The sequence below is a fragment of the Streptomyces sp. NPDC006261 genome (genome assembly GCF_040613515.1).
Taxonomy (GTDB): domain Bacteria; phylum Actinomycetota; class Actinomycetes; order Streptomycetales; family Streptomycetaceae; genus Streptomyces.
Map to the genome: position 1 here is coordinate 1 of NZ_JBEXSI010000020.1, position 20,842 is coordinate 20,842.

15 protein-coding genes and 2 pseudogenes are annotated in these 20,842 nt (G+C 73.0%); 10 read left to right on the plus strand and 7 right to left on the minus strand.

The window, feature by feature from the left end; genetic code table 11:
• Positions 1 to 46: 46 nt before the first annotated feature.
• Complete coding sequence (locus tag ABZ154_RS15045; RefSeq protein ID WP_356832601.1) at positions 47 to 319, minus strand: hypothetical protein; 273 nt, start codon at positions 317 to 319, stop codon at positions 47 to 49.
• Positions 320 to 712: 393 nt separating this feature from the next.
• Here ABZ154_RS15045 and tdh point away from each other — a divergent pair, with 393 nt between their 5' ends.
• The 3 genes from tdh to ABZ154_RS15060 all read left to right on the plus strand — a co-directional run bounded on the left by tdh (position 713) and on the right by ABZ154_RS15060 (position 3,975).
• Complete coding sequence (tdh, locus tag ABZ154_RS15050; RefSeq protein WP_356832603.1) at positions 713 to 1,741, plus strand: L-threonine 3-dehydrogenase; 1,029 nt, start codon at positions 713 to 715, stop codon at positions 1,739 to 1,741.
• Between the two features lie 67 nt (positions 1,742 to 1,808).
• Positions 1,809 to 3,008 carry a glycine C-acetyltransferase gene (locus ABZ154_RS15055; protein ID WP_356832605.1) on the plus strand — a complete coding sequence of 400 codons (1,200 nt, stop codon included), beginning with the start codon at positions 1,809 to 1,811 and terminating at the stop codon, positions 3,006 to 3,008.
• Between the two features lie 43 nt (positions 3,009 to 3,051).
• Entirely contained in the window at positions 3,052 to 3,975 is a 924-nt protein-coding gene (locus ABZ154_RS15060; protein ID WP_356832607.1) for a LysR family transcriptional regulator, read from the plus strand.
• A 271-nt stretch (positions 3,976 to 4,246) separates the two neighbouring features.
• Here ABZ154_RS15060 and ABZ154_RS15065 read toward each other — a convergent pair whose 3' ends face one another.
• Entirely contained in the window at positions 4,247 to 4,648 is a 402-nt protein-coding gene (locus tag ABZ154_RS15065) for a VOC family protein (RefSeq protein WP_356832609.1), read from the minus strand.
• A 92-nt stretch (positions 4,649 to 4,740) separates the two neighbouring features.
• On the opposite strand from ABZ154_RS15065, the gene ABZ154_RS15070 reads away from it, so the two are divergent.
• Positions 4,741 to 5,361, plus strand: a complete 621-nt coding sequence (locus ABZ154_RS15070) for a nucleoside/nucleotide kinase family protein (RefSeq protein WP_356832611.1) — start codon at positions 4,741 to 4,743, stop codon at positions 5,359 to 5,361.
• A gap of 213 nt (positions 5,362 to 5,574) precedes the next feature.
• On the plus strand, positions 5,575 to 6,714 hold the full coding sequence (locus ABZ154_RS15075; RefSeq protein ID WP_356832613.1) for an aminopeptidase P family protein: 1,140 nt from the start codon (positions 5,575 to 5,577) through the stop codon (positions 6,712 to 6,714).
• A 245-nt stretch (positions 6,715 to 6,959) separates the two neighbouring features.
• On the opposite strand, the pseudogene ABZ154_RS15080 reads toward ABZ154_RS15075, so the two are convergent.
• Positions 6,960 to 7,240: pseudogene (locus ABZ154_RS15080) on the minus strand (serine/threonine protein kinase); the annotation flags it as partial.
• Between the two features lie 75 nt (positions 7,241 to 7,315).
• Entirely contained in the window at positions 7,316 to 9,076 is a 1,761-nt protein-coding gene (gene treZ, locus ABZ154_RS15085; protein ID WP_356832615.1) for a malto-oligosyltrehalose trehalohydrolase, read from the minus strand.
• A 210-nt stretch (positions 9,077 to 9,286) separates the two neighbouring features.
• Here treZ and ABZ154_RS15090 point away from each other — a divergent pair, with 210 nt between their 5' ends.
• Positions 9,287 to 10,681 (plus strand): GH1 family beta-glucosidase, encoded by a 1,395-nt coding sequence (locus tag ABZ154_RS15090; protein WP_356832617.1) that lies wholly within the window; start codon positions 9,287 to 9,289, stop codon positions 10,679 to 10,681.
• A 14-nt stretch (positions 10,682 to 10,695) separates the two neighbouring features.
• Positions 10,696 to 11,844: an alpha-L-fucosidase gene (locus ABZ154_RS15095; protein WP_356832619.1), complete on the plus strand. Its 1,149-nt coding sequence runs from the start codon at positions 10,696 to 10,698 to the stop codon at positions 11,842 to 11,844.
• On the opposite strand, the pseudogene ABZ154_RS15100 reads toward ABZ154_RS15095, so the two are convergent.
• Positions 11,804 to 12,482, minus strand: a pseudogene (locus tag ABZ154_RS15100) (hypothetical protein). The gene ABZ154_RS15095 and the pseudogene ABZ154_RS15100 overlap by 41 nt on opposite strands.
• Positions 12,483 to 12,548: 66 nt before the next feature.
• Between ABZ154_RS15100 and ABZ154_RS15105 the strand changes: the two are divergent.
• On the plus strand, positions 12,549 to 13,115 hold the full coding sequence (locus tag ABZ154_RS15105) for a DUF1707 and FHA domain-containing protein (RefSeq protein WP_356832621.1): 567 nt from the start codon (positions 12,549 to 12,551) through the stop codon (positions 13,113 to 13,115).
• 346 nt (positions 13,116 to 13,461) lie between these two features.
• Positions 13,462 to 14,493 carry a cytochrome P450 gene (locus tag ABZ154_RS15110; RefSeq protein WP_356832623.1) on the plus strand — a complete coding sequence of 344 codons (1,032 nt, stop codon included), beginning with the start codon at positions 13,462 to 13,464 and terminating at the stop codon, positions 14,491 to 14,493.
• Between the two features lie 29 nt (positions 14,494 to 14,522).
• On the opposite strand, the gene treY is transcribed toward ABZ154_RS15110, so the two are convergent.
• Both treY and glgX read right to left on the minus strand, forming a co-directional pair.
• A complete protein-coding gene (gene treY, locus ABZ154_RS15115) occupies positions 14,523 to 16,910 on the minus strand; it encodes a malto-oligosyltrehalose synthase (RefSeq protein WP_356832625.1) in 2,388 nt (795 codons plus the stop codon).
• A gap of 93 nt (positions 16,911 to 17,003) precedes the next feature.
• The gene (gene glgX, locus ABZ154_RS15120) at positions 17,004 to 19,133 is read right to left on the minus strand and encodes a glycogen debranching protein GlgX (RefSeq protein ID WP_356832627.1); all 2,130 of its coding nucleotides are present in this window, start codon (positions 19,131 to 19,133) and stop codon (positions 17,004 to 17,006) included.
• Between the two features lie 395 nt (positions 19,134 to 19,528).
• On the opposite strand from glgX, the gene ABZ154_RS15125 reads away from it, so the two are divergent.
• Positions 19,529 to 20,764: an SAV2148 family HEPN domain-containing protein gene (locus tag ABZ154_RS15125; protein ID WP_356832629.1), complete on the plus strand. Its 1,236-nt coding sequence runs from the start codon at positions 19,529 to 19,531 to the stop codon at positions 20,762 to 20,764.
• The last annotated feature ends 78 nt before the right edge of the window (positions 20,765 to 20,842 follow it).

The window sequence follows — 20,842 nt, forward strand, 5'->3', positions numbered from 1 at the left end:
GGGGCGGCGGCCCGGGCCCGCCGCCCCTTCCCCGGACCCGTCGGCCTTACGTCAGCGGCTCCACCCGCACATCGCGGTAGCGCCGAGGCGTACGCGGATGCCGCGGCACTCCGTCGGCCGCGAAGTTCACCGCCGCCCACCGCAGGCGCTTCGGCGCACCGCCCGCCACCTGGGTCGCCGAGGCGTACGACGCGGTCGGCCTGATCGCCCGGGCCGCGGCGACGAGCGCGGGCGGTGAGGAACGCGGCGGGCTGGCGCAACGGCTGTTGCGGACCGAGCACCAGGGGATCGTCCGCACCCTGACGTTCGAACCCTCCACACGCCAGGTCCGGCATCCGGGCGGGCCTTCCACTACCGGGTCGAGAAGGGCCGCTTCCGCTTTCTGCGCCCGTACGGCGAGCTGTGACCGCGAAAGCGAAGGCTTGCGGACGGCAGCGGTCGGTGAACCGTTGCCCAGGCGTGAAGATCTCCTGCGACCCCGCTTAAGAAATCCTCGATGGACCCGGGCCCCGCCGTACGGCAGCCTTCTGGGTGACGGCCGGGGACGGCGCGTGGAGCCGCACGGGCGTGTTCCGTCCCGTCCCGCCGTCTCCCCGCCCCCACCATGGGGGTGGAACCCCCCGAAGACCACCCCGGGCCGCAGGGCTCCTCCGACAGGCCCCGAGGCCCGGGGTATCCACCACCCGCGTACCACGTGCAGGGAGCCGCAGCCGTGAAGGCACTCGTCAAGCAGAAGGCCGAACCGGGACTGTGGCTGATGGACGTGCCGGAGCCCGAGTACGGCCCCGGGGACGTCCTGATCAAGGTCCTGCGTACCGGGATCTGCGGCACCGACCTGCACATCCGCGCCTACGACGGCTGGGCCCAGCAGGCGGTCACCACCCCTCTGATCCTCGGCCACGAGTTCGTCGGCGAGGTCGCGGCCCTCGGTTCCGACGTCGCGGACATCGCGGTGGGCGACCTGGTCAGCGGCGAGGGCCACCTCGTCTGCGGAAAGTGCCGCAACTGTCTCGCCGGCCGCCGCCACCTCTGCCGCTCCACCGTCGGCCTGGGCGTCGGCCGGGACGGGGCGTTCGCGGAGTACGTGGTCCTGCCCGCCTCCAACGTGTGGGTGCACCGGGTCCCCGTCGACCTCGACATCGCGGCGATCTTCGACCCGTTCGGCAACGCCGTGCACACCGCGCTCTCCTTCCCGCTGGTCGGTGAGGACGTCCTGATCACCGGCGCCGGGCCGATCGGCATCATGGCCGCTGCCGTCGCCAGGCACGCCGGCGCCCGGAACGTCGTCATCACCGACGTCAGCGAGGCCCGCCTCGCCCTCGCCCGCAAGGTCGGCGTCAGCCTCGCCCTCAACGTCGCCGACCGCACCATCGCGGACGGCCAGCGCGAGCTCGGCCTGCGCGAGGGCTTCGACATCGGCCTGGAGATGTCCGGCCGCCCCGAGGCGATGCGCGACATGGTCGCGAACATGACGCACGGTGGCCGGATCGCGATGCTCGGCCTGCCCGCCGAGGAGTTCGCCGTCGACTGGTCCCGGATCGTCACCTCGATGATCACCATCAAGGGGATCTACGGCCGCGAGATGTACGAGACCTGGTACGCCATGTCCGTCCTGCTGGAGGGCGGCCTCGACCTGGCCCCCGTGATCACCGGCCGGTACGGCTTCCGCGACTTCGAAGCGGCCTTCGACGACGCCGCGAGCGGCCTCGGCGGCAAGGTCATCCTCGACTGGACCGCCTGACCCGTCGAATCTGACCCGTCGAACTCCTTCTCGAACCTCTTCTCGCATCCCTTTTAAGGAATCCAGCATGTTCGACTCCGTACGCGACGATCTGCGCACCACCCTCGACGAGATCCGCGCCGCCGGCCTGCACAAGCCCGAGCGCGTGATCGGCACCCCGCAGTCCGCGACCGTGGCCGTCACCTCCGGCGGCCGCGCCGGTGAGGTCCTCAACTTCTGCGCCAACAACTACCTGGGCCTCGCCGACCACCCCGAGGTCGTCTCCGCCGCCCACGAGGCGCTGGACCGCTGGGGCTACGGGCTCGCCTCGGTCCGTTTCATCTGCGGAACCCAGGAGGTCCACAAGGAGCTGGAGGCGCGGCTGTCGGCCTTCCTCGGCCAGGAGGACACGATCCTCTACTCCTCCTGCTTCGACGCCAACGGCGGCGTCTTCGAGACGATCCTCGGCCCCGAGGACGCGGTGATCTCCGACGCCCTGAACCACGCCTCCATCATCGACGGCATCCGCCTCTCCAAGGCCCGGCGCCTCCGCTACGCCAATCGCGACATGGCCGACCTGGAGAAGCAGCTCAAGGAGGCGTCCGGCGCCCGCCGCCGTCTGATCGTCACCGACGGCGTGTTCTCGATGGACGGGTACGTGGCCCCGCTCCAGGACATCTGCGACCTGGCCGACCGCTACGACGCGATGGTCATGGTCGACGACTCGCACGCCGTCGGCTTCGTCGGCCCCGGCGGCCGTGGCACGCCCGAGCTGCACGGCGTCATGGACCGGGTCGACATCATCACCGGCACCCTGGGCAAGGCGCTGGGCGGCGCCTCCGGCGGTTACGTCGCCGCCCGCGCCGAGATCGTCGCCCTGCTGCGCCAGCGCTCGCGCCCGTACCTCTTCTCCAACTCCCTCGCCCCGGTCATCGCCGCCGCCTCCCTCAAGGTCATCGACCTGCTGGAGTCCGCCGGCGACCTGCGCGACCAGCTCAACGCCAACACCGCGCTCTTCCGTACCCGGATGACCGAGGAGGGCTTCGAGATCCTGCCCGGCGACCACGCGATCGCCCCCGTGATGATCGGGGACGCGGCGAAGGCGGCCCGGCTGGCGGAGCTGCTCCTGGAGCGCGGGGTGTACGTGATCGGGTTCTCGTACCCGGTCGTCCCGCAGGGGGCCGCGCGCATCCGCGTCCAGCTCTCCGCCGCGCACTCCGCCGCCGACGTGAACCGCGCCGTGGACGCCTTCGTCGACGCCCGGGCGGCCCTCGACGCGGAGGCGTGACCAGCGGGTCGGGGCCTCGGCCGCGACCTGGGACAATGGGCACATGATCGATGCGCGGCGGCTGCGAATCCTCCGTGCGGTGGCCGACCACCGCACGGTGACCGCGGCCGCCGCCGCGTTGTACCTGACACCGTCCGCCGTCTCCCAGCAGCTCGCCGCCCTGGAGCAGGAGACCGGCCACCGCCTCGTCGAACGCAGCGCGCGCGGCGCCCGGCTCACCGCCGCCGGTGAGATCCTGCTCAGCCACGCCAACGTGGTCCTGGCCCAGCTGGAGCGAGCGGAGGCGGAGCTGGCGGACTACAGCGCGGGCGTCGCCGGTACGGTCACGGTCGCCGCGTTCGCCACCGGCATCGGCCTCGTCCTCGCCCCCGCCCTCACCGAGCTGGTCCGCACGGCGCCCGGCATCCGGGTCAAGGTCCAGGACGCGGAGGGCGACGCGAGCGTCCCGATGGTGCTGGACCGGCAGGTGGACGTGGCGGTGGCCGTGGAGTACCGGGGCGCGCCCGCCGAGGACGACCGGCGCCTCACCCGGGTCCCGCTCTACTCGGAGCCGTTCGACGCGGTGCTCCCGGTCGGCCACCGTCTCGCGGACCAGGACCACGTGGCGGTCGCCGACCTCGCCAAGGACTCGTGGATCGGACCGTACCCGGGGAACCCGTGCCATGAGGTGGTGGTGCTGGCCTGCGAGTTCGCCGGGTTCGAGCCGCGCCTGGAGCACTCGTCCGACGACTTCCGGGCGGTGGTGGCGCTGGCGGGAGCGGACGCCGGGGTGGCGCTGGTGCCGAGGTCGGCGCTGCGGGGCATGGAGCTGACCGGGGTGGTCGTCCGCCCGGTGGAGGGCAGCGCCCCCACCCGCCGCGTCTTCGCCGCCGTACGCCAGGGGGCCGAGGGCCATCCGCTGATCCGGCCGGTACTGGACGCCATGGAGGCGGTGGCGGTGCGGGAGGCGGGGCTGGCGAGGGTGTGAGACCCCGGCTCCGAGAGCTCCGGGAGCCCCGGGAGCCCCGGGAGCCCCGGGAGCCCGAGATCCCCGGCGGGTCACTGTCCGGGAGTTCGCGACCACCCCGGCGTGGTCCCTTCCAGAGGCCGGGGACGTGCCCCTCGGCGCTGCACCGGCCTCCCGGGACGGATACGTCCCAGCAGGTCAGCGGCTTCCCCGTCCCGTCATCGGCGAAGCGGCCTGGATGCGGTTGCGTCACGCCGCGGGGCGCCCGGCGGCCTCCGTACCGTCATGCGCGTCATGGCCGGGCCGCGGCGGGCTGCAGCAGGTCCCAGCGGTTGCCGTACAGGTCTTCGAAGACGGCGACCGTGCCGTACGTCTCGTGCCGGGGCTCCTCCAGGAAGCGCACCCCCGCCGCGCTCATCCGGGCGTGGTCGCGCGCGAAGTGCTCGGTGTGCAGGAAGAAGCCGACCCGCCCGCCCGTCTGCGCGCCCACGCTCGCCTCCTGCCCTCCGTTCTTCACGCGGGCCAGCAGCAGCCCCGTACCGGCCGCCGCGCCCCGCGGGCGCACGACGACCCAGCGGGAGCCGTCGCCCCGTTCGGTGTCCTCCACCAGTTCGAAGCCGAGCGCGTCGCGGTAGAAAGCGACGGCCTCGTCGTAGTCGCGGACGACCAGGGTGACCAGGGCGATGTGGGACATGAGGCGGGCGTCCTTCACGGGTCCGTTACGGGTGCGATGGCGGTTATACGTAACACTAACGCTCCCGGCCCCGGCCCCGCACAATGCCCCACATGGACTTCCTGGACCTCGCCGACCGGGCCCGCCGCCTCACGGAGGCCGGGCAGCGCCGCATCCTCGGCATCGCCGGACCGCCCGGCGCCGGCAAGTCCACCCTGGCGCGACGGCTGGCCGATGCCCTGGAGGGACGCGCCGTCCTGGTCCCGATGGACGGCTTCCACCTCTCCGCCGCCGAGCTGGAACGCCTCGGCCGCGCCGACCGCAAGGGCGCTCCCGACACCTTCGACGCGCCCGGGTACGCGGCGCTCCTGCGGCGGCTGCGCGACCCGGACCCGGTCCACCCCGTGTACGCCCCTGCCTTCGACCGGGCTCTGGAGGAGCCGGTCGCCGGAGCTGTGGCCGTACCGCCCGACGTGCCGCTCGTCATCACCGAGGGCAACTACCTGCTGTTCGGTGAGGGGCCCTGGGCGCCGGTGTGCGGGCTGCTCGACGAGGTCTGGTACCTGGATCTCGATCCGCAGGTCCGGGTGGAGCGGCTCGTCGAGCGCCATGTGCGGTACGGGAAGCCTCCGGCGTACGCGCGGGCGTGGGTGGAGAGCTCGGACGAGGTGAACGCCCGGCTGGTGGAGGGCGGCCAGGAGCGGGCCGACGTGGTGGTGCGGCTGCCGAGGTGAACCGGAGGCGCCGGTTTCCGGGCGACCCGTCCCGTACGCGTGCGTTCCCATCGGCCTCCGAGTCCGTACGCCTGCGTCCGGTACGCCTTTCGAACTGTCCGGCTGCTTCCCCCTACGCCGTCCACGCCCTCACCTACGTGCGCTTACACGCCGCCCGGCGGGCAGGATGAAGGGACCCATGTCCTGCGCCAGCCGCCACCCCCAGGAGGCCCGATGTCCAGCCTGAACGAGCCCGCGCCACCCCCCGTACCCTTCACCGCCGAGGACTACCGGGCCCGCATGGCGGCGGCGGCCGAAGCCGCCGCCACAGCCGGGCTGGCCGGGCTGATCGTCGCGCCCGGCCCCGACCTCGTCCACCTGACCGGCTACCAGCCCGTCTCCACCGAACGCCTCACCCTCCTCGTGCTGCGGGCCGGTGAGGAACCGGTCCTGGTCGTCCCCACACTGGAGGCGCCCGACGCGGCGGCGGCGGCCGGGGCGCCCGCCCTCGCCCTGCGGGACTGGACCGACGGCAAGGACCCGTACGCCGTGGCTGCCCCACTGCTGAACGCCGAAGGCCGCTTCGGCGTCAGCGACAATGCCTGGGCGATGCACCTCCTCGGCCTCCAACGAGCCCTGCCCGCCACGTCGTACGCCTCCCTCACCGAGGCGCTACCCATGCTCCGGGCGGTGAAGGACGCCGCCGAGCTGGAGCGCCTGGCGGCAGCCGGGGCGGCGGCGGACGCCACGTACGAGGAGATCCTGAAGGTGCGCTTCTCCGGCCGCCGGGAGACCGACGTCGCCGCCGATCTCGCCGCGCTGCTCCAGCACTTCGGGCACTCCCAGGTCGACTTCACCGTCGTCGGCTCGGGCCCCAACGGCGCCAACCCGCACCACGAGGCGGGGACACGCACCATCGAGCGCGGTGACATGGTCGTCCTGGACTTCGGCGGCCTGAAGCACGGTTACGGATCCGACACCTCCCGTACGGTCCACGTCGGCGAGCCCACCGCCGAGGAGCAGCGGGTCCACGACATCGTCCGCGAGGCCCAGCAGGCGGGGTGCGCCGCCGTCCGGCCCGGGGTCGCCTGCCAGGAGATCGACCGGGCCGCCCGCGCGGTGATCACCGAGTTCGGCTACGGCGAGCGGTTCATCCACCGCACCGGCCACGGCATCGGCGTCACCACCCACGAACCGCCGTACATGATCGAGGGCGAGGAGCAGCCGCTCGTCCCCGGCATGTGCTTCTCCGTGGAGCCGGGCATCTATCTTCCCGGCCGCTTCGGGGTCCGGATCGAGGACATCGTGACCGTCACCGAGGACGGGGGCCGACGCCTCAACGCCACCGCGCGCGAACTGGCGATCGTGGAGTAGCCCTGAGCGCTTCGCGACGGGACCACCCGTCGCGGTGGGGGGCTGACGGGAGCGGGGCCGGGCTCGCAGGGGCGTGCCTCGCGGGCCCGGCGCCGGCAGTCGGCCCGCGCCGCGAGGGCCGAACGAACAGCAGGACTACGGCGGAGGTGTCGTCGCCCTGGCTGGAGGCGAGGACACGAGGGGCGCGGCGGATACCGGGGGATGGAGCGGCAGGAGGGCTGGAAGCACTCCGGCACGCCCACCCGCTCCGCGGTGGGCCGGACTCGTACGCCGAGTTCTCCCAGGGGCGCCCGCCAGCGTTCGGGCGGGAAGTAGTCCAGGGTGCCCAGCGCAGGAACGTGCCCGTGCGTTCCGGTCAGCTCAGCGAGGGGCGGCCGGGTGCCGACGTGAGGACGAAGGAATCCGGGAGACCGATCAGCCGGGGGTGCCCGGCCCTGCGCCCCAGCTCCACCTCGCGGCGGGCGGACTCCACGATCCTGTGTGCCTGGCGCGGGGCGAGGCCGGCGGTCGGCATGATCTCGAGGGCCGCGCCGTCGGGTCCGGGTGCTCCGTCGGAAGGGGCGGTCCGTCAGACGGAGCGTGTCACGAGGCCCGGGTGAACTCAGTCGTCCGCGAGCACCACACATGACTCAGGCGGAAGCCGCAGCACCCCGTCCACCCCCGGCGCCTCCACCGGCTCCCAAGCTGCCAGCACCCGCCCGCCGGACCGGCGGTGACGCCCGAGACCGAGCGGGATCGCCACCGGGTCGTCCGCCAGGTTGACCGCGATCCGCAGATCCCCCCTGCGGTAGGCGATCCAGCGGGCGTCCTCGTCGAAGGCGACCTTCACCGAAGCCAGGTCCGGGTCGTGGAGGTCCGGCAACGACCTCCGCAGCGCGATCAGTTCGCGATACCAGGCGAGCAGCCGTGCGTGCCGTTCGAGCTCCGGCTCGGCCCAGTCGAGACAGGAGCGGTCGCGGGTCGCCGGGTCCTGCGGGTCGGGGATCTCCTCCTCCGCCCAGCCGTGCGCGCCGAACTCCCGCCGCCTGCCGTTGCGTACGGCCTCCGCCAGCTCCGGATCGGTGTGGTCGGTGAAGAACTGCCAGGGCGTACGGGCCCCCCACTCCTCGCCCATGAAGAGCATCGGCGTGAACGGGCCGGTGAGGACGAGGGCGGCGGCGCACGCCTGGAGGCCGGGGGAGAGGGAGGCGGCGAGCCGGTCGCCCAGGGCCCGGTTGCCGATCTGGTCGTGGGTCTGGGCGTAGCCGACGAAGCGGTGGGCGGGGGTGCGGGAGACGTCGACCTGGCGGCCGTGGGTGCGGCCCCGGAAGCTGGAGTACGTCCCGTTGTGGAAGAACGCCGACGTCACCGTCTTGGCCAGGGCGGCGAGCGGGGCCTGGGCGAAGTCCGCGTAGTAGCCCTGGGACTCGCCGGTGAGCGCGGTGTGCAGGGCGTGGTGGAAGTCGTCGTTCCACTGGGCGTGCAGCCCGAGGCCGCCCGCCGGGCGCGGGGTGGTGGTGCGCGGGTCGCAGAGGTCGGACTCGGCGATCAGCCCCAGCGGCCGGCCCAGCTCCACGGCGAGCGCGTCGACCGCCGTCGAGAGCTCCTCCAGGAACGTGAGCGCCCGGGTGTCGGCGAGCGCGTGCACCGCGTCGAGCCGTAGCCCGTCGAGCCGGTAGTCCCGCAGCCAGGCCAGCGCGCTGCCCAGCAGGAACGCCCGTACCTCGTCCGAGCCCGGGGCGTCCAGGTTGACCGCCGCGCCCCACGGGGTGTGGTGGGTGTCGGTGAAGTACGGGCCGAAGGCGGGCAGGTAGTTGCCGGAGGGGCCCAAGTGATTGTGGACCACGTCCAGGACCACCCCGAGCCCCAGCCCGTGCGCCGCGTCGACAAAACGCTTCAACCCCTCGGGCCCCCCGTACGGCTCGTGCACCGCCCACAGCGAGACACCCTCGTACCCCCACCCGTTGGTGCCGGGGAACGGGCAGACCGGCATCAGCGACACATGGGTGGCGCCCAGCTCCGCCAGATGGCCCAGCCGTGCCGCTGCCGCGTCGAACGTGCCCTCCGGGGTGTACGTCCCCACGTGCAGCTCGTACAGGACCGCGCGGTTCAGCCGCCGCCCCGCCCAGTCGTTGCGCCAGGCGTACGCCCCCTGGTCGACGACCGCGCTCAGCCCGTCGGGTCCGTCCGGCTGGCGCCGCGACCGAGGATCGGGCAGCAGTGGCCCGTCGTCCACCCGGAACCCGTATCGCTCCCCGTCCGCCGCCTCCGCCCCGGTGCTCCACCACCCCTTCCGCCGCGGGTCGCGCTCCATCGGGTACCGGACCTCCGCCGCCTCCAGCACGACCGTGTCCGCCTCGGGGGCCCACACCTCGAACCGCATCCACCACTCCTCGTCCGTACCGGATCGTCAGATCGCCGGATCGCCGCGCGGCCCCGGGAGAGAGGGCGCCGTGACCGGCGCACACCGCCCGTGACCGCGCACCCCTGGAACCGGCCCGTCACCGGCCATTAAGGTCTGGTCCTGATCATTGCCCGGCCTGCTCCCCGCTCATACAGGTCCCGTTCATCCGTACGGCTCATGGAGGCCGCGATGCCCGTACCGCAGTTCCCGCCCGGCTTCCTCTGGGGAGTCTCCGCCTCCGCCTTCCAGACCGAAGGGGCGGTGGACGCCGACGGCAAGGGCCCCTCCGGCTGGGACGCCTTCGCCGCCCAGCCGGGCCGGATCAAGGACGGCACCGACACCACCCGGGGCACCGGCTTCCACGCCCGCTACCGCGAGGACGTCGCCCTGCTCTCCGGGCTCGGCGCCGACGCCTTCCGGTTCTCCGTCAGCTGGCCCCGCGTGGTCCCGGGCGGCAGTGGCGCGGTCAACGCCGACGGCCTGGATTTCTACGACCGGCTCGTCGACGAGCTCTGCGCCCACGGCATCACCCCCGCCCCGACCCTCTACCACTGGGACACCCCGCTCCCGCTGGAGGAGGCGGGCGGCTGGCTCGACCGGGACACGGCCTACCGCTTCGCCGAGTACGCCGGAATCGTCGCCGAACGCCTCGCGGACCGGGTCCCGATGTGGATCACCATCAACGAACCCGCCGAGGTCACGATGCTCGGCTACGCGCTGGGCGAGCACGCTCCCGGCCGCACCCTCCTCTTCGACGCCCTGCCCGCCGCCCACCACCAGCTCCTCGCCCACGGCCTCGCGGTCCGCGCCCTGCGTGCTGCGGGCGCCGACAACATCGGCCTCGCGCTCTCCCACGCCCCGGTCTGGACGGCCGGCGACTCGGACGAGGACCGAGCGGGGGCCGAGCTGTACGACACCCTCACCAACTGGCTCTTCGCCGACCCCGTCGTCACCGGCCGCTACCCGGACGAGGGGATCGCCGCACTGATGCCGGGCCCGGTCGCCGACGACCTCAAGGTCATCTCGACCCCGCTCGACTGGTACGGCGTCAACTACTACAACCCCACCCTCGTCGGCGCGCCCCGGCCGGAGGCGTTGGAGACCTTCTCCGGCTTCGCGATGCCCGCCGAACTCCCCTTCGGGATACGCGAGATCGAGGGGTACGAGAAGACCGGCTTCGGCTGGCCCGTGGTCCCCGAGGGGTTCACCGAGATCCTCACCCTGCTGCACCGCCGCTACGGCGACCGCCTCCCCCCGCTCCACATCACCGAGAACGGCTGCGCCCTGGACGAGCCGCTCGCCGACGACCGCCGGATCGCCTACCTGGAGAGCCATCTCAACGCCCTGCGCGCGGCGATGGACGCCGGGGTCGACGTACGCGGCTACTTCACCTGGTCGCTCACCGACAACGTGGAGTGGACGGAGGGGGCCTCGCAGCGGTTCGGCCTGGTCCACATCGACTACGAGACCCTCACCCGTACGCCGAAGGCCTCCTACGCCTGGTACCGCGACCTGATCCGGGCACAGAGGACGCAGACGCGGATCCAGGCCGCCGAAGGGGCTTACGCACGGCCCCCCGAATGATCAATACTCCCGCCATGGTCGCTTCATGGTGGTCCCGGGCCCGGCTGGGGATCTTCGTTCACTGGACACCCGCCTCCGTCCCCGGCTGGGCCCCGCCCTACGTCCCGCCGGGTGAGCTCCCGGCGGCGGGCCGGCGTGCGCCGCTCGGCTGGACCTCGTACGCGGAGTGGTACGAGAACTCCCTCCGCTTCCCCGGCTCCCCGGCCGCCGCCCACCACCGAGCCACCTACCGCGACCGCCCCTACACCGACTTCGGCCACGACTTCGAGGACGGGCTCAGCGGCTGGGACCCGGCCGCCTGGGCCCGCGGCTTCCGCGAGGCGGGCGCCGGGTACGCGGTCCTGGTCACCAAGCACCACGACGGCTTCTGCCTCTGGCCCTCCGAGGTCCGAAACCCGCACCGCACCGGCTGGCACACCACCCGGGACGTGGTCGGTGAGTTCGCCGAAGCGGTACGGGCCGAGGGCCTGCGGTTCGGCGTCTACTACTCGGGCGGGCTCGACTGGACCTTCGACGACCGGCCCATCGGCACCGCCGCCGACATGTTCTCCGCCGTCCCGCGCGGCCGCTACCCGGCGTACGCCGACGCCCAGCTGCGGGAGCTGATCCGCCGCTACCGCCCCGACATCCTCTGGAACGACATCGCCTGGCCGGCCTCCGCCACCGGGATCCGCTCCCTCACCGACTTCTACCGCTTCACCGTCCCGCACGGCGTCGTCAACGACCGCCTGCTGCCGTACGCCCCGCACTGGCGGGCGTTGCACCTGCCGGGCGCCAAGTCCCTCCACAACTGGTGGGACCGGCGCACGGTGGCGCAGGGGGAGGGGTTCGTCCCCCGCACGCCGCCCGACTTCGACTTCCGTACGCCGGAGTACGCCCGGTACACCGGCTCCGACCCGTACGAGATCACCCGGGGTATCGACCACAGTTTCGGCTACAACCGCAACTCCGGCCCGGATGCCTTCATCGGCCGCCGCGCGCTGACCTCACTGGTCCGCGACACGGCGGCCGACGGCGGGAACCTGCTGCTCAACGTGGGGCCGCGCGGCGAGGACGCGACGATCCCCGCCGAGCAGCAACTCCGGCTGGACTGGCTCGCCGAGGAGACGGCGAGCGGGTCACTCAACCCTGAGCGAACACCAGGTCGATGCGCTCCTGAGTGACGGGGTGACCGGCGCGGGCGAACGCGGCCGCCATCGGCGTGTTCGCGCGGTCCGTCGCGCCCGCGATGGCAGCTCCGACCGTGCCGCCGCATCCAGGCCGCCCGGGCCCTCGATGTCCCGCCGGGCGTGGGCATCCAGCGTGACCGGGTGGACCCGGCGCAGGACGTCGAGGATCACGGCGTCGCCGGGCTCGGGGCGGAAGGTGAGCCGGCCCGGCCGCTCGGGCAGCGGGCAGTCGGTGGTCCACACGTAGCGGAAGCGCTCGACGAGGACCTCCACACCGGCCGCCCGTGCTGCGGCGATCCGGCTCTCGGCGGCAGCCCGGACCTCGGGCGCCTCCCGCCAGCCGGGCGGCACCAGCAGCGAGTGTTCGCTACGGAAGGGGGCCCGGCGCGGCAGTTCGGCGCCCGCCTCCTCCTCGCGCGGCGCGAAGTCGAACCAGTCGAGGGCGATGGGCGCGGTGTCGTCGGGAGCGCCCCACCAGGCGGCCCTGGCCACCACGGTGCCGTCGCGCAGGGCGACCCAGGTCCGGTCGGGGCGTACTCGCCGCCGGCCGCCACGGTGGCGTACCGGTGGCCGAAGGCGCCACGGCCGACGAGGGCGGTGTCGTGCAGGGGAGTGGAAAAGCCCCGGCGCAGGTCAGCACGGGCGGGAAGCGGAGCTGTTCTGGACACTTCGGGCCCCTCGGCCCGACAATCGTCGATGTGACGTCCTCCTTCGAGTTCCACACGTATCCCGCGCGGCTGTCGGACGCCCAGCGCGACCGTGTCCTCGGCGTGCTCAGAGAGGGTGCCGCACAGGGCAAGCTGTCGCACGACACGTTCATGCGGCGCATGGAGCTCGCCCTCGTCGCCCGCCGCCCCGAGGAGCTGGCGGCCCTCACCTCGGACCTGGACACCGGCAGCCGCTTCTCGCAGGGGCTCGTCCGCGCGGTCGGCGGGATATCCGCCTTCCCCGGACGGCTGCGCCGGGCCTGGCGGACCGAGCGGCTGCCGAAGCTGCTGCTGCCCGCGCCGAGCCCGTATCCGCTGCTCATCGGCCGCGACCCGGGCAACGGGCTGCGCCTCAACCACGAGACGGTCTCCCGGCTGCACGCCGAACTCACCGTGCAGCACGGCCGCTGGGTCCTGCGCGACCTCGGCTCCACCAACGGCACCTGCGTCAACGGCCAGCGGCTCGTCGGCTCCATCCCGGTGCGCGACGGGGACCAGGTGAGCTTCGGCCGGATGAGCTTCCGCCTGACCACCCCGTCGCTGCGCCCGCCCGCCTGATCGAGGGGCGCCCGCTCTCGGTGCTGCTGGTGCAGGCCACGCCCGGCCAGCGTCAGGAACGCCGGCGACGGCGGTCAGCGGCAGGGTGTTGACCACCACGTCGTGTCCCGTGTCCCGGGCCTGTGCCTCGGTCAGGCCCCGGGCCGCCCTGACCGGCGCGGCGGCGGCCTTCACCGAGCTGATCACCGCTCTCCGGGACACCGCCAACCGGCCGGCTGAGTCCCTTCCGCCCCGGAGCCCCCTCACCCGAACGGGCGTACGCCGACTGCGCCGAGCCCCCGACGGTGGTCCGCTGAGAGGAAGGTGCGTCGACAGGCGACGCCACGACCGCAGGGGGCGACGAGGGATGCCGGCCGACCGCTCCGAGGCCCTGCCCGCCGCCCGCCGCCCGCACCGGCTCGCGGGTGGGCAGCCGGGACTGCTGGAGCCGGGCGCCTCGACCGACCCGTACCGCCTGCGCCTCTACCGGGCCCTCCGCACGGACTTCCCGCTCGGATACGACCCGGGCCTCGGCGCCTGGCTGCTGAGCCGGTACGCGGACGTGGCCCTGGCCCTCACCGACCCCCGCTTCACCGGCTACCCGCGCGACGGGGCCCCGCGCGGCCCGGTCCCCGCCCCGCTGGGGCTCTGCCGGGGGAGCCTGGTCTGTACGCCGCTGCCCGGCAGCGGTACGGACCGGGTCCCGGACAGGACGCCTGCCGCGGCCGCCGCCCTGGAGCGCACGGCGTACGTCCTGGCCCGCCGGATAGCCGGGCGCGACCAGGCCGACCTGGTCGCCGAGTTCTGCCGATGGCTCCCCGCGGGGGCCGACGCCGCGGCGGCCAGGCCCTCCTCCCCGCACCTGAACGCCGGCGGAGCCGACGACTGCGCCCGGCACACCGGGCTCCGGGAGCGGGCCCTCGCCTCGTTCCTCGCGAACATGCTGGACGACCCCGACCTGCTGGCCGCGGTGGCGGGCGCGGCAGGACCGGGGACAGGTGCCGGGGCCGGGATGCTGCTCCGCCGGGCCTGGGCGGAGACGCTGCGCCGTGACCCGCCCGTCCAGATCGTGCTGCGCCGCACCCGCACCGAGGTCCGCGTCAGCGGCGGCATGCTGCCCGGCGGGGCGCCCGTCGCCTGCCTGATCGGCGCGGCGGGGCGCGACCCGGCCCGGTTCGCCGCCCCCGACCGGTTCGACCCGCTGCGCGCCGACGCCGACCCCTTGCTCAGCGGCCCGGCCGGCTGCCCCGCCGCCCTGCTCGGCCGGCTGGAGGCCGAACACGGGCTGCGGGCGCTGCTGACGGCGATGCCCGGCATCCGCTGGGCCGACGGCTTCCGCCCGGCGTCCAGCGGGGTGCTCACGCGGGGGCCGAGGACCCTGCTCGTACGCCCGTCCTGATCGATCTCCCGGGACCGGGCATCCGGGCATCACCCCCGTACCCGCCGCAACAGCGCCACCGGCCGCTCCCCGAACAGCTCGCCCGCCGCGACCGCACCCCCGGCGAACTCCCGCCCCGGCGGGGACGAAGGTGCCAGCACATCCCGCCACGTGCCCCCGTCCGGCAGCTCCACCACCGTGTCCCGCCACCCCCCGTCCTCCGCGAGCCGCAGCGACAGCCGGGTCACCGCCACCGCCACCTCGCCGGACCGGCTGAACGCCACCACATGCCCGGCCGCCGCACCCCGTGCCTCCAGCGGCACGTACGTCCCCGACTCCCCGAACACCTCCGGCAGCTCACGCCGCAGCCCCAGCGCCGCCGCCGTCATCTCCTGCTTCTCCTGCGCCGGCTCGTCCGGACGCCGGAACGGACGCCGGTTGTCCGGGTCGACCAGCGCCAGATACTCGCTCTCCGTCCCCTGGTACAGGTCCGGCACCCCCGGCATCGTCAGCTGCACCAGCGCCGCCCCGAGCACATTGGCCCGTACGTGCGGGGCCAGCGACTTTGCGAAGCCGGTCACCAGCCTCCGGGCCGCCCCGGAAGCACTGCCCGGGCCCGCGGCGACGAAGTCCGTCACCGCCCTCTCGTACGCGGCATCCGGCTCCGTCCAGCTGGTGAAGAGCCCCGCCTCGCGCACCGCCTTGAGCAGCGCGGGCTCCAGCCGGGCGCCCAGCTCGTCGGCGGGCAGTGGCGCGCAGCCGTAACTGGACTGCCAGGCCTGCCACGCCAGCTGCGGGTCCGGCGCCGCGACGGGTGTCACCCCGGTCAGCTCGGCCACCAGCCCGGCCCACCGCTCCGGACACTCCGACAGGACCGCGATCCGGGCCCGGACATCGGCGCTGCGCTTGGTGTCGTGCGTGGTCAGGACCGTCCCCGTGGCGGGCCAGTCCCGGGCGATCCGGGTGGCGAAGGCGTGGAACTCGTCCACCGTCACCGCGGGCTGTCCCGGTTCCCCGCCCACCTCCGTCGCCGAGATCAGTGGCACGTACCGGTAGAAGGCGGTGTCCTCCACCGATTTGGCGTGCAGCGCGGAGGCGGTCTGTGCGAACCGGGCGCAGAAGGAAGCCTGTTCCTCGCCGTCACCCAGTCGCCCGAGCGCCAGATCCCGTACGACGTCGACGGCGGCGGCCTCCTCCGGCACGGAGAACACCGCCTTCGCGTCCCGTACGGCATCGTCCGGAAGGGTCTCCTCCGCGATCCGGGTCGGCGGTACGCCCGCCGTGACGTACGGGCGGTAGACCGGCACCCGTACCAGCAGCTCCCGGATCGCCGTCCGCAGCGCCCACGGCGCGTGGTCGCGCAGGGCGGGTTCGGCCGCGCAGACTGAGGCGGCGAGCCGGGTCAGCCAGGCCGTCTCGGAGGCCAGTTCGTGGGTGGCCACCCGGTACGCGGCCCGGCGGACGGTCGCCTTCCAGTAGCCGCCCCGGTCGCCGGGCGGACCCGCGAACCGCCGGTAGCGGCCGAGCAGCTCCGCAGCGCCCGCCGGGTCGGTGAACAGCCCGTCGATCCGGTGCAGCGCGTCGTACCCCGTCGTCCCGGCGACCGCCCACCCGGCCGGGAGGTGCTCGTCGCCGGTGAGGATCTTCTCCACGACCGTCCACCGGCCGCCGGTGGCCTCGTTCAGCCGCCGCAGGTAGGCGGCCGGTTCGGCGAGGCCGTCCGGGTGGTCGATGCGCAATCCGTCCAGCACCCCGTCACGGAGGAGTTCGAGCACCTTTCCGTGGGTCGCTGCGAAGACCTCGGGGTGTTCGACGCGGACCCCGATCAGCTCGGAGACGGTGAAGAAGCGGCGGTAGTTCAGCTCGGTGCGGGCCAGCCGCCACCAGGCGAGCCGGTAGTGCTGAGCGTCGAGAAGCCCGGTCAGCGGAAGGTCCGCCGTGCCCGCCCGCAGCGGGAACTCCTGCTCGCCGTAGCGCAGCACCTCCGCGTCGGCGTCGACCGAAAGCGCGTCCAGCTGCTCAGCGAGCGGCCCCGCGAGGACCGGGAGCAGCACCTTGTCGCCGCCCGCAGCCCAGTCGATGTCGAACCAGCGGGCGTACGGGGAGGACCGGCCCTCGCGGAGCACCTCCCAGAGCTGCCGGTTGTGCCGGGGCACGGCGGCCATGTGGTTCGGCACGATGTCGAGGACCAGCCCGAGCCCGTGCTCCCGGGCCGTGGCGGCGAGGCTGCGCAGCCCCTCCTCCCCGCCCAGCTCCTCCCGTACGCGGCTGTGATCGACCACGTCGTAACCGTGCCGGGAACCGGGGACGGCCTCCAGGACGGGCGAGAGGTGCAGATGGGAGACGCCGAGCGCGGCCAGATACGGCACCGCCTTCTCGGCCGCGGGGAAGGGGAAGTCGGGCTGGAGCTGAAGCCGGTACGTGGCGGTGGGCGTCATGCTCACCTACGTACCCAGCCCGGGGCGATCCGTGTCACCCCGGGCCGTACGCTCACCCCTGCCGGCCCGTCGGGCGGCGGCCTCGACGCGGTTTCAGCCGGGACGCTTCAGCACGGTGAGGCTGCGTCCGATCAGCGTCACCCGTTCGCCCTCCGCAACCTTCGGCCCCGTCCCCGGAGGCACCCCCTCCGGCCGTGCGGTGTCCACGACGACCTGCCACTGCTCCCCGTGGTCCACCGGTACGGCGAATTCCAGCGTCTCGGCGCTCGCGTTGAACATCAGCAGGAACGAGTCGTCACAGATCCGCTCCCCGCGTGGCCCGGGCTCGGAGATCGCCTGGCCGTTGAGGAACACGGTCATCGCCTTGGCGTGTGCCGCCTGCCAGTCCCGCTGGGTCATCTCCTGGCCCTTGGGAGTGAACCAGGCGATGTCGGAGAGCTCGTCGTGCGTGCCCTCCACCGGCCGGCCGTGGAAGAAGCGGCGGCGCCGGAAGACCGGGTGGTCGCGGCGGAGCCACACCATGGCGCGGGTGAACTCCAGCAGGTTCCGGCGGAACTCGTCGTCCGGGGCGTCCGGATCGGGCCAGTGGATCCAGGAGAGCTCGTTGTCCTGGCAGTAGGCGTTGTTGTTGCCCTGCTGCGTCCGGGCGAACTCGTCCCCGTGGCTCAGCATCGGCACGCCCTGCGACAGCATCAGCGTGGCGATGAAGTTCCGCATCTGCCGGCCCCGCAGCTCCAGGACCTCCGGATCGTCGCTCTCGCCCTCTGCTCCGCAGTTCCAGGACCGGTTGTGACTCTCGCCGTCCCGGTTGCCCTCGCCGTTGGCGTCGTTCCGCTTGTCGTTGTACGACACCATGTCGTGCAGGGTGAAGCCGTCGTGGCAGGTGGTGAAGTTGATCGAGGCGAGCGGGCGGCGCCCGTCGTCCTGGTAGAGGTCGGACGATCCCGTCAGCCGCCCGGCGAACTCCGCCAGCGTGCGCGGTTCGCCCCGCCACAGGTCGCGGACCGTGTCGCGGTACTTGCCGTTCCACTCGGTCCACAGAGGCGGGAAGTTGCCCACCTGGTAGCCGCCCTCGCCCACGTCCCACGGTTCGGCGATCAGCTTCACCTGGCTGACCACCGGGTCCTGCTGGACCAGGTCGAAGAAGGAGGAGAGCCGGTCCACCTCGTGGAACTGGCGGGCGAGGGTGGCCGCCAGGTCGAAGCGGAAGCCGTCCACATGCATCTCGGTCACCCAGTACCGCAGCGAGTCCATGATCATCTGGAGGACGTGCGGGGACCGCATGAGCAGGGAGTTCCCGGTCCCCGTGGTGTCCATGTAGTACCGCTGGTCGTCGGTCAGACGGTAGTAGGAGGCGTTGTCGAGGCCGCGGAAGGAGAGGGTCGGCCCGAGGTGGTTGCCCTCGGCGGTGTGGTTGTAGACGACGTCGAGGATGACCTCGATGCCCGCCTGGTGCAGCGCCTTCACCGCCTGCTTGAACTCCAGCACCTGCTCCCCGCGCTCGCCCCAGGAGGCGTACGCGTTGTGCGGGGCGAAGAAGCCGATGGTGTTGTAGCCCCAGTAGTTGGCGAGCCCCATGTCCACCAGGCGGTGGTCCTGGACGAACTGGTGAACGGGCATCAGTTCGATCGCCGTGACGCCCAGTTCCGTCAGGTGGGCGATGACCTCCGGGTGCGCGAGTCCCGCGTACGTACCGCGGAGCTCGGTCGGGAGCCCCGGATGGAGCATCGTCAGGCCCTTCACGTGGGCCTCGTAGATCACGGTGCGGTGGTAGTCCGTACGGGGACGGCGGTCGTCGCCCCAGTCGAAGTACGGGTTGACCACGACCGAGCTCATGGTGTGCGGGGCCGAGTCGAGGTCGTTGCGGGCGTCGGGCTTCCCGAACGGGTAGCCGTACACCGACTCGCCCCACTCGATCTGCCCGGCGACCGCACGGGCGTACGGGTCGAGCAGTAGCTTCGCGGAGTTGCACCGCTGCCCGCGCTGGGGCTCGTAGGGCCCGTGCACCCTGAAGCCGTACCTCTGACCCGGCATCACCCCGGGCAGATAGGCGTGGCGCACGAAGGCGTCGGTCTCGCGGAGCTCCACCGCCGTTTCTGAACCGTCGTCGTGCAACAGGCACAACTCGATCCGGTGGGCGGCCTCGGAGAAGACCGCGAAGTTGGTACCGGCGCCGTCATAGGTGGCGCCGAGGGGATAAGCGTGTCCCGGCCAGACCTGCATAGATAGGACTCTTCCACTTCTGATCCGGGTGCGGTGGCATTCCTCGGCCCGTTACTCCCCGAATACTCCCCGAAAGTGGGGCGCGCACCTAGTACGTCACGCGGTGCGGCCGGGTTCCGTCGCCCTGCTCCCGGCCACACCGGTCAACTTCGGACACCGGGGTGCCGCCCCGGACGCGGTTACGGACGCGCCCGGCCGGCCGGCGTCCGGATCGCGGCCTTCGTCGGGGTGCCGAATCACTATGAATCCGCTCACTCCACCCTATCTCGTCGCAAGGAACAGGCCGTCGCGTGAAGGGAGTTGTGAAACCGGCCCGGCCATCGGGCTGCACCGGATCCCGCTCCCGGAGTACCCTTCCTTGATCGTTGGGTGGGGGAGTGGAAGGCGGTACGCGGGTGAGCTCGGGAGGGTTCGAGCTACCCCCAGGTGACGCAGGTCACGAGGGGGAATCGACCGATGCGCCGCCCGGGGCGGTGTCCCTTGCGCAGCCCATGGAGATCGGTGCGGAGCTGGACTGGGGCGCCGAGGCATGGAGCGAGGTACGCACCCGCGCGCAGCGGGCCGGGCGCGCCTATATCTGGCTGAATCTGGTCGAACAGAGACTGCGTGCGGTCGTCGCCGCGGTGCTCCGGCCGATCTACGAGCCGGTTCACGGCGACGACTGGGTGGTGGCCGCGGCCGGGCCGGCCGGGCAGGAGTGGGTGCAGCGGGCCGTCGCCGTACGCGAGGTGTCGCGCCGCAAGGGCTATCTGCTGGACCCGGCCGACGACAACGTCCTCAGCTTCCTCACGCTCCCGCAGTTGCGGGAGCTGATGGTCCAGCACTGGCCCTGCTTCGAGCCGTACTTCGACGACCGGCGGGACGTCGAGCTGGCCCTTGACGAGCTGGAGGTGACCCGCAACGTCGTCTCCCGCAACCGCGCGCTGAACGAGGCGGTGCTCGCCCAGGCGGAGCGGGCCTCCGCCCGCCTCCTGGACATCCTCGGCAGCGGGGCCGCCGTTCCCTCGGCCGACCGGCTGCCGGTGGACGCGGTGGAGGAGCTGGTCGGCGACCGGTACGCGGACGTGGTCTCCGTCCACCCCGACCGGGTCCGGCTCCAGCGGCAGCTGCCCGCCGAGGACCTGTTCGGCGGGGCGCGGCGGCTGGACGCCATCGGCATAGGCCTCAACCTGCTCGTCCAGAACTTCTCCGGCCGCCGGCTGGTCCGGCTCGCCGAGTCGGGGTGCCGGGTCCGGCTGCTCTTCATCAACCCGGCCAGCAGCGCGGTCAAGCGCCGGGAGCGGGAACTGGGCCTCAAGAAGGGCGAGCTGAGCCGCTCGGTGGAGATGAACATCCTCCACATGCGCCGGGTCCGCTCCAAGCTCCGCGACCCGGGGGCCTTCGAGATCCAGGTCTTCGACGAGACCCCGCGGTTCACCGCGTACCTGGTGGACGGCGACGGGACGGACGCGGTGGGCGTCGTCCAGCCCTATCTGCGGCGGGCCCGGGGCATGGAGGCGCCGGTGCTGGTGCTGCGCGGCGGGGGGCGGCGCACGGTGGTGCGGGCGGGGCAGGACAGCGAGCACGGTCTCTTCGAGACGTATCGGGAGGAGTTCGAGTCGGTCTGGACGGACTCACGCCCGGTGTCCTGAGGCCTCCTCCTGAGCCCCGTCCCGCGTTGTCAGTGCTGCGTGCGAAGGTGGTCATCACTCGGGGGAGAGCACCACGGG

What these genes read in the sequence shown, in the direction of transcription:
- ABZ154_RS15055 (WP_356832605.1), top strand. Translation starts at nt 1,809, where the DNA reads ATGTTCGACTCCGTACGCGACGATCTGCGCACCACCCTCGACGAGATC.
- ABZ154_RS15110 (WP_356832623.1), top strand. Translation starts at nt 13,462, where the DNA reads ATGCCGGCCGACCGCTCCGAGGCCCTGCCCGCCGCCCGCCGCCCGCAC.
- ABZ154_RS15060 (WP_356832607.1), top strand. Translation starts at nt 3,052, where the DNA reads ATGATCGATGCGCGGCGGCTGCGAATCCTCCGTGCGGTGGCCGACCAC.
- ABZ154_RS15095 (WP_356832619.1), top strand. Translation starts at nt 10,696, where the DNA reads ATGGTCGCTTCATGGTGGTCCCGGGCCCGGCTGGGGATCTTCGTTCAC.
- treY (WP_356832625.1), bottom strand. Translation starts at nt 16,910, where the DNA reads ATGACGCCCACCGCCACGTACCGGCTTCAGCTCCAGCCCGACTTCCCC.
- ABZ154_RS15075 (WP_356832613.1), top strand. Translation starts at nt 5,575, where the DNA reads ATGTCCAGCCTGAACGAGCCCGCGCCACCCCCCGTACCCTTCACCGCC.
- glgX (WP_356832627.1), bottom strand. Translation starts at nt 19,133, where the DNA reads ATGCAGGTCTGGCCGGGACACGCTTATCCCCTCGGCGCCACCTATGAC.
- ABZ154_RS15065 (WP_356832609.1), bottom strand. Translation starts at nt 4,648, where the DNA reads ATGTCCCACATCGCCCTGGTCACCCTGGTCGTCCGCGACTACGACGAG.
- treZ (WP_356832615.1), bottom strand. Translation starts at nt 9,076, where the DNA reads ATGCGGTTCGAGGTGTGGGCCCCCGAGGCGGACACGGTCGTGCTGGAG.
- ABZ154_RS15090 (WP_356832617.1), top strand. Translation starts at nt 9,287, where the DNA reads ATGCCCGTACCGCAGTTCCCGCCCGGCTTCCTCTGGGGAGTCTCCGCC.
- ABZ154_RS15070 (WP_356832611.1), top strand. Translation starts at nt 4,741, where the DNA reads ATGGACTTCCTGGACCTCGCCGACCGGGCCCGCCGCCTCACGGAGGCC.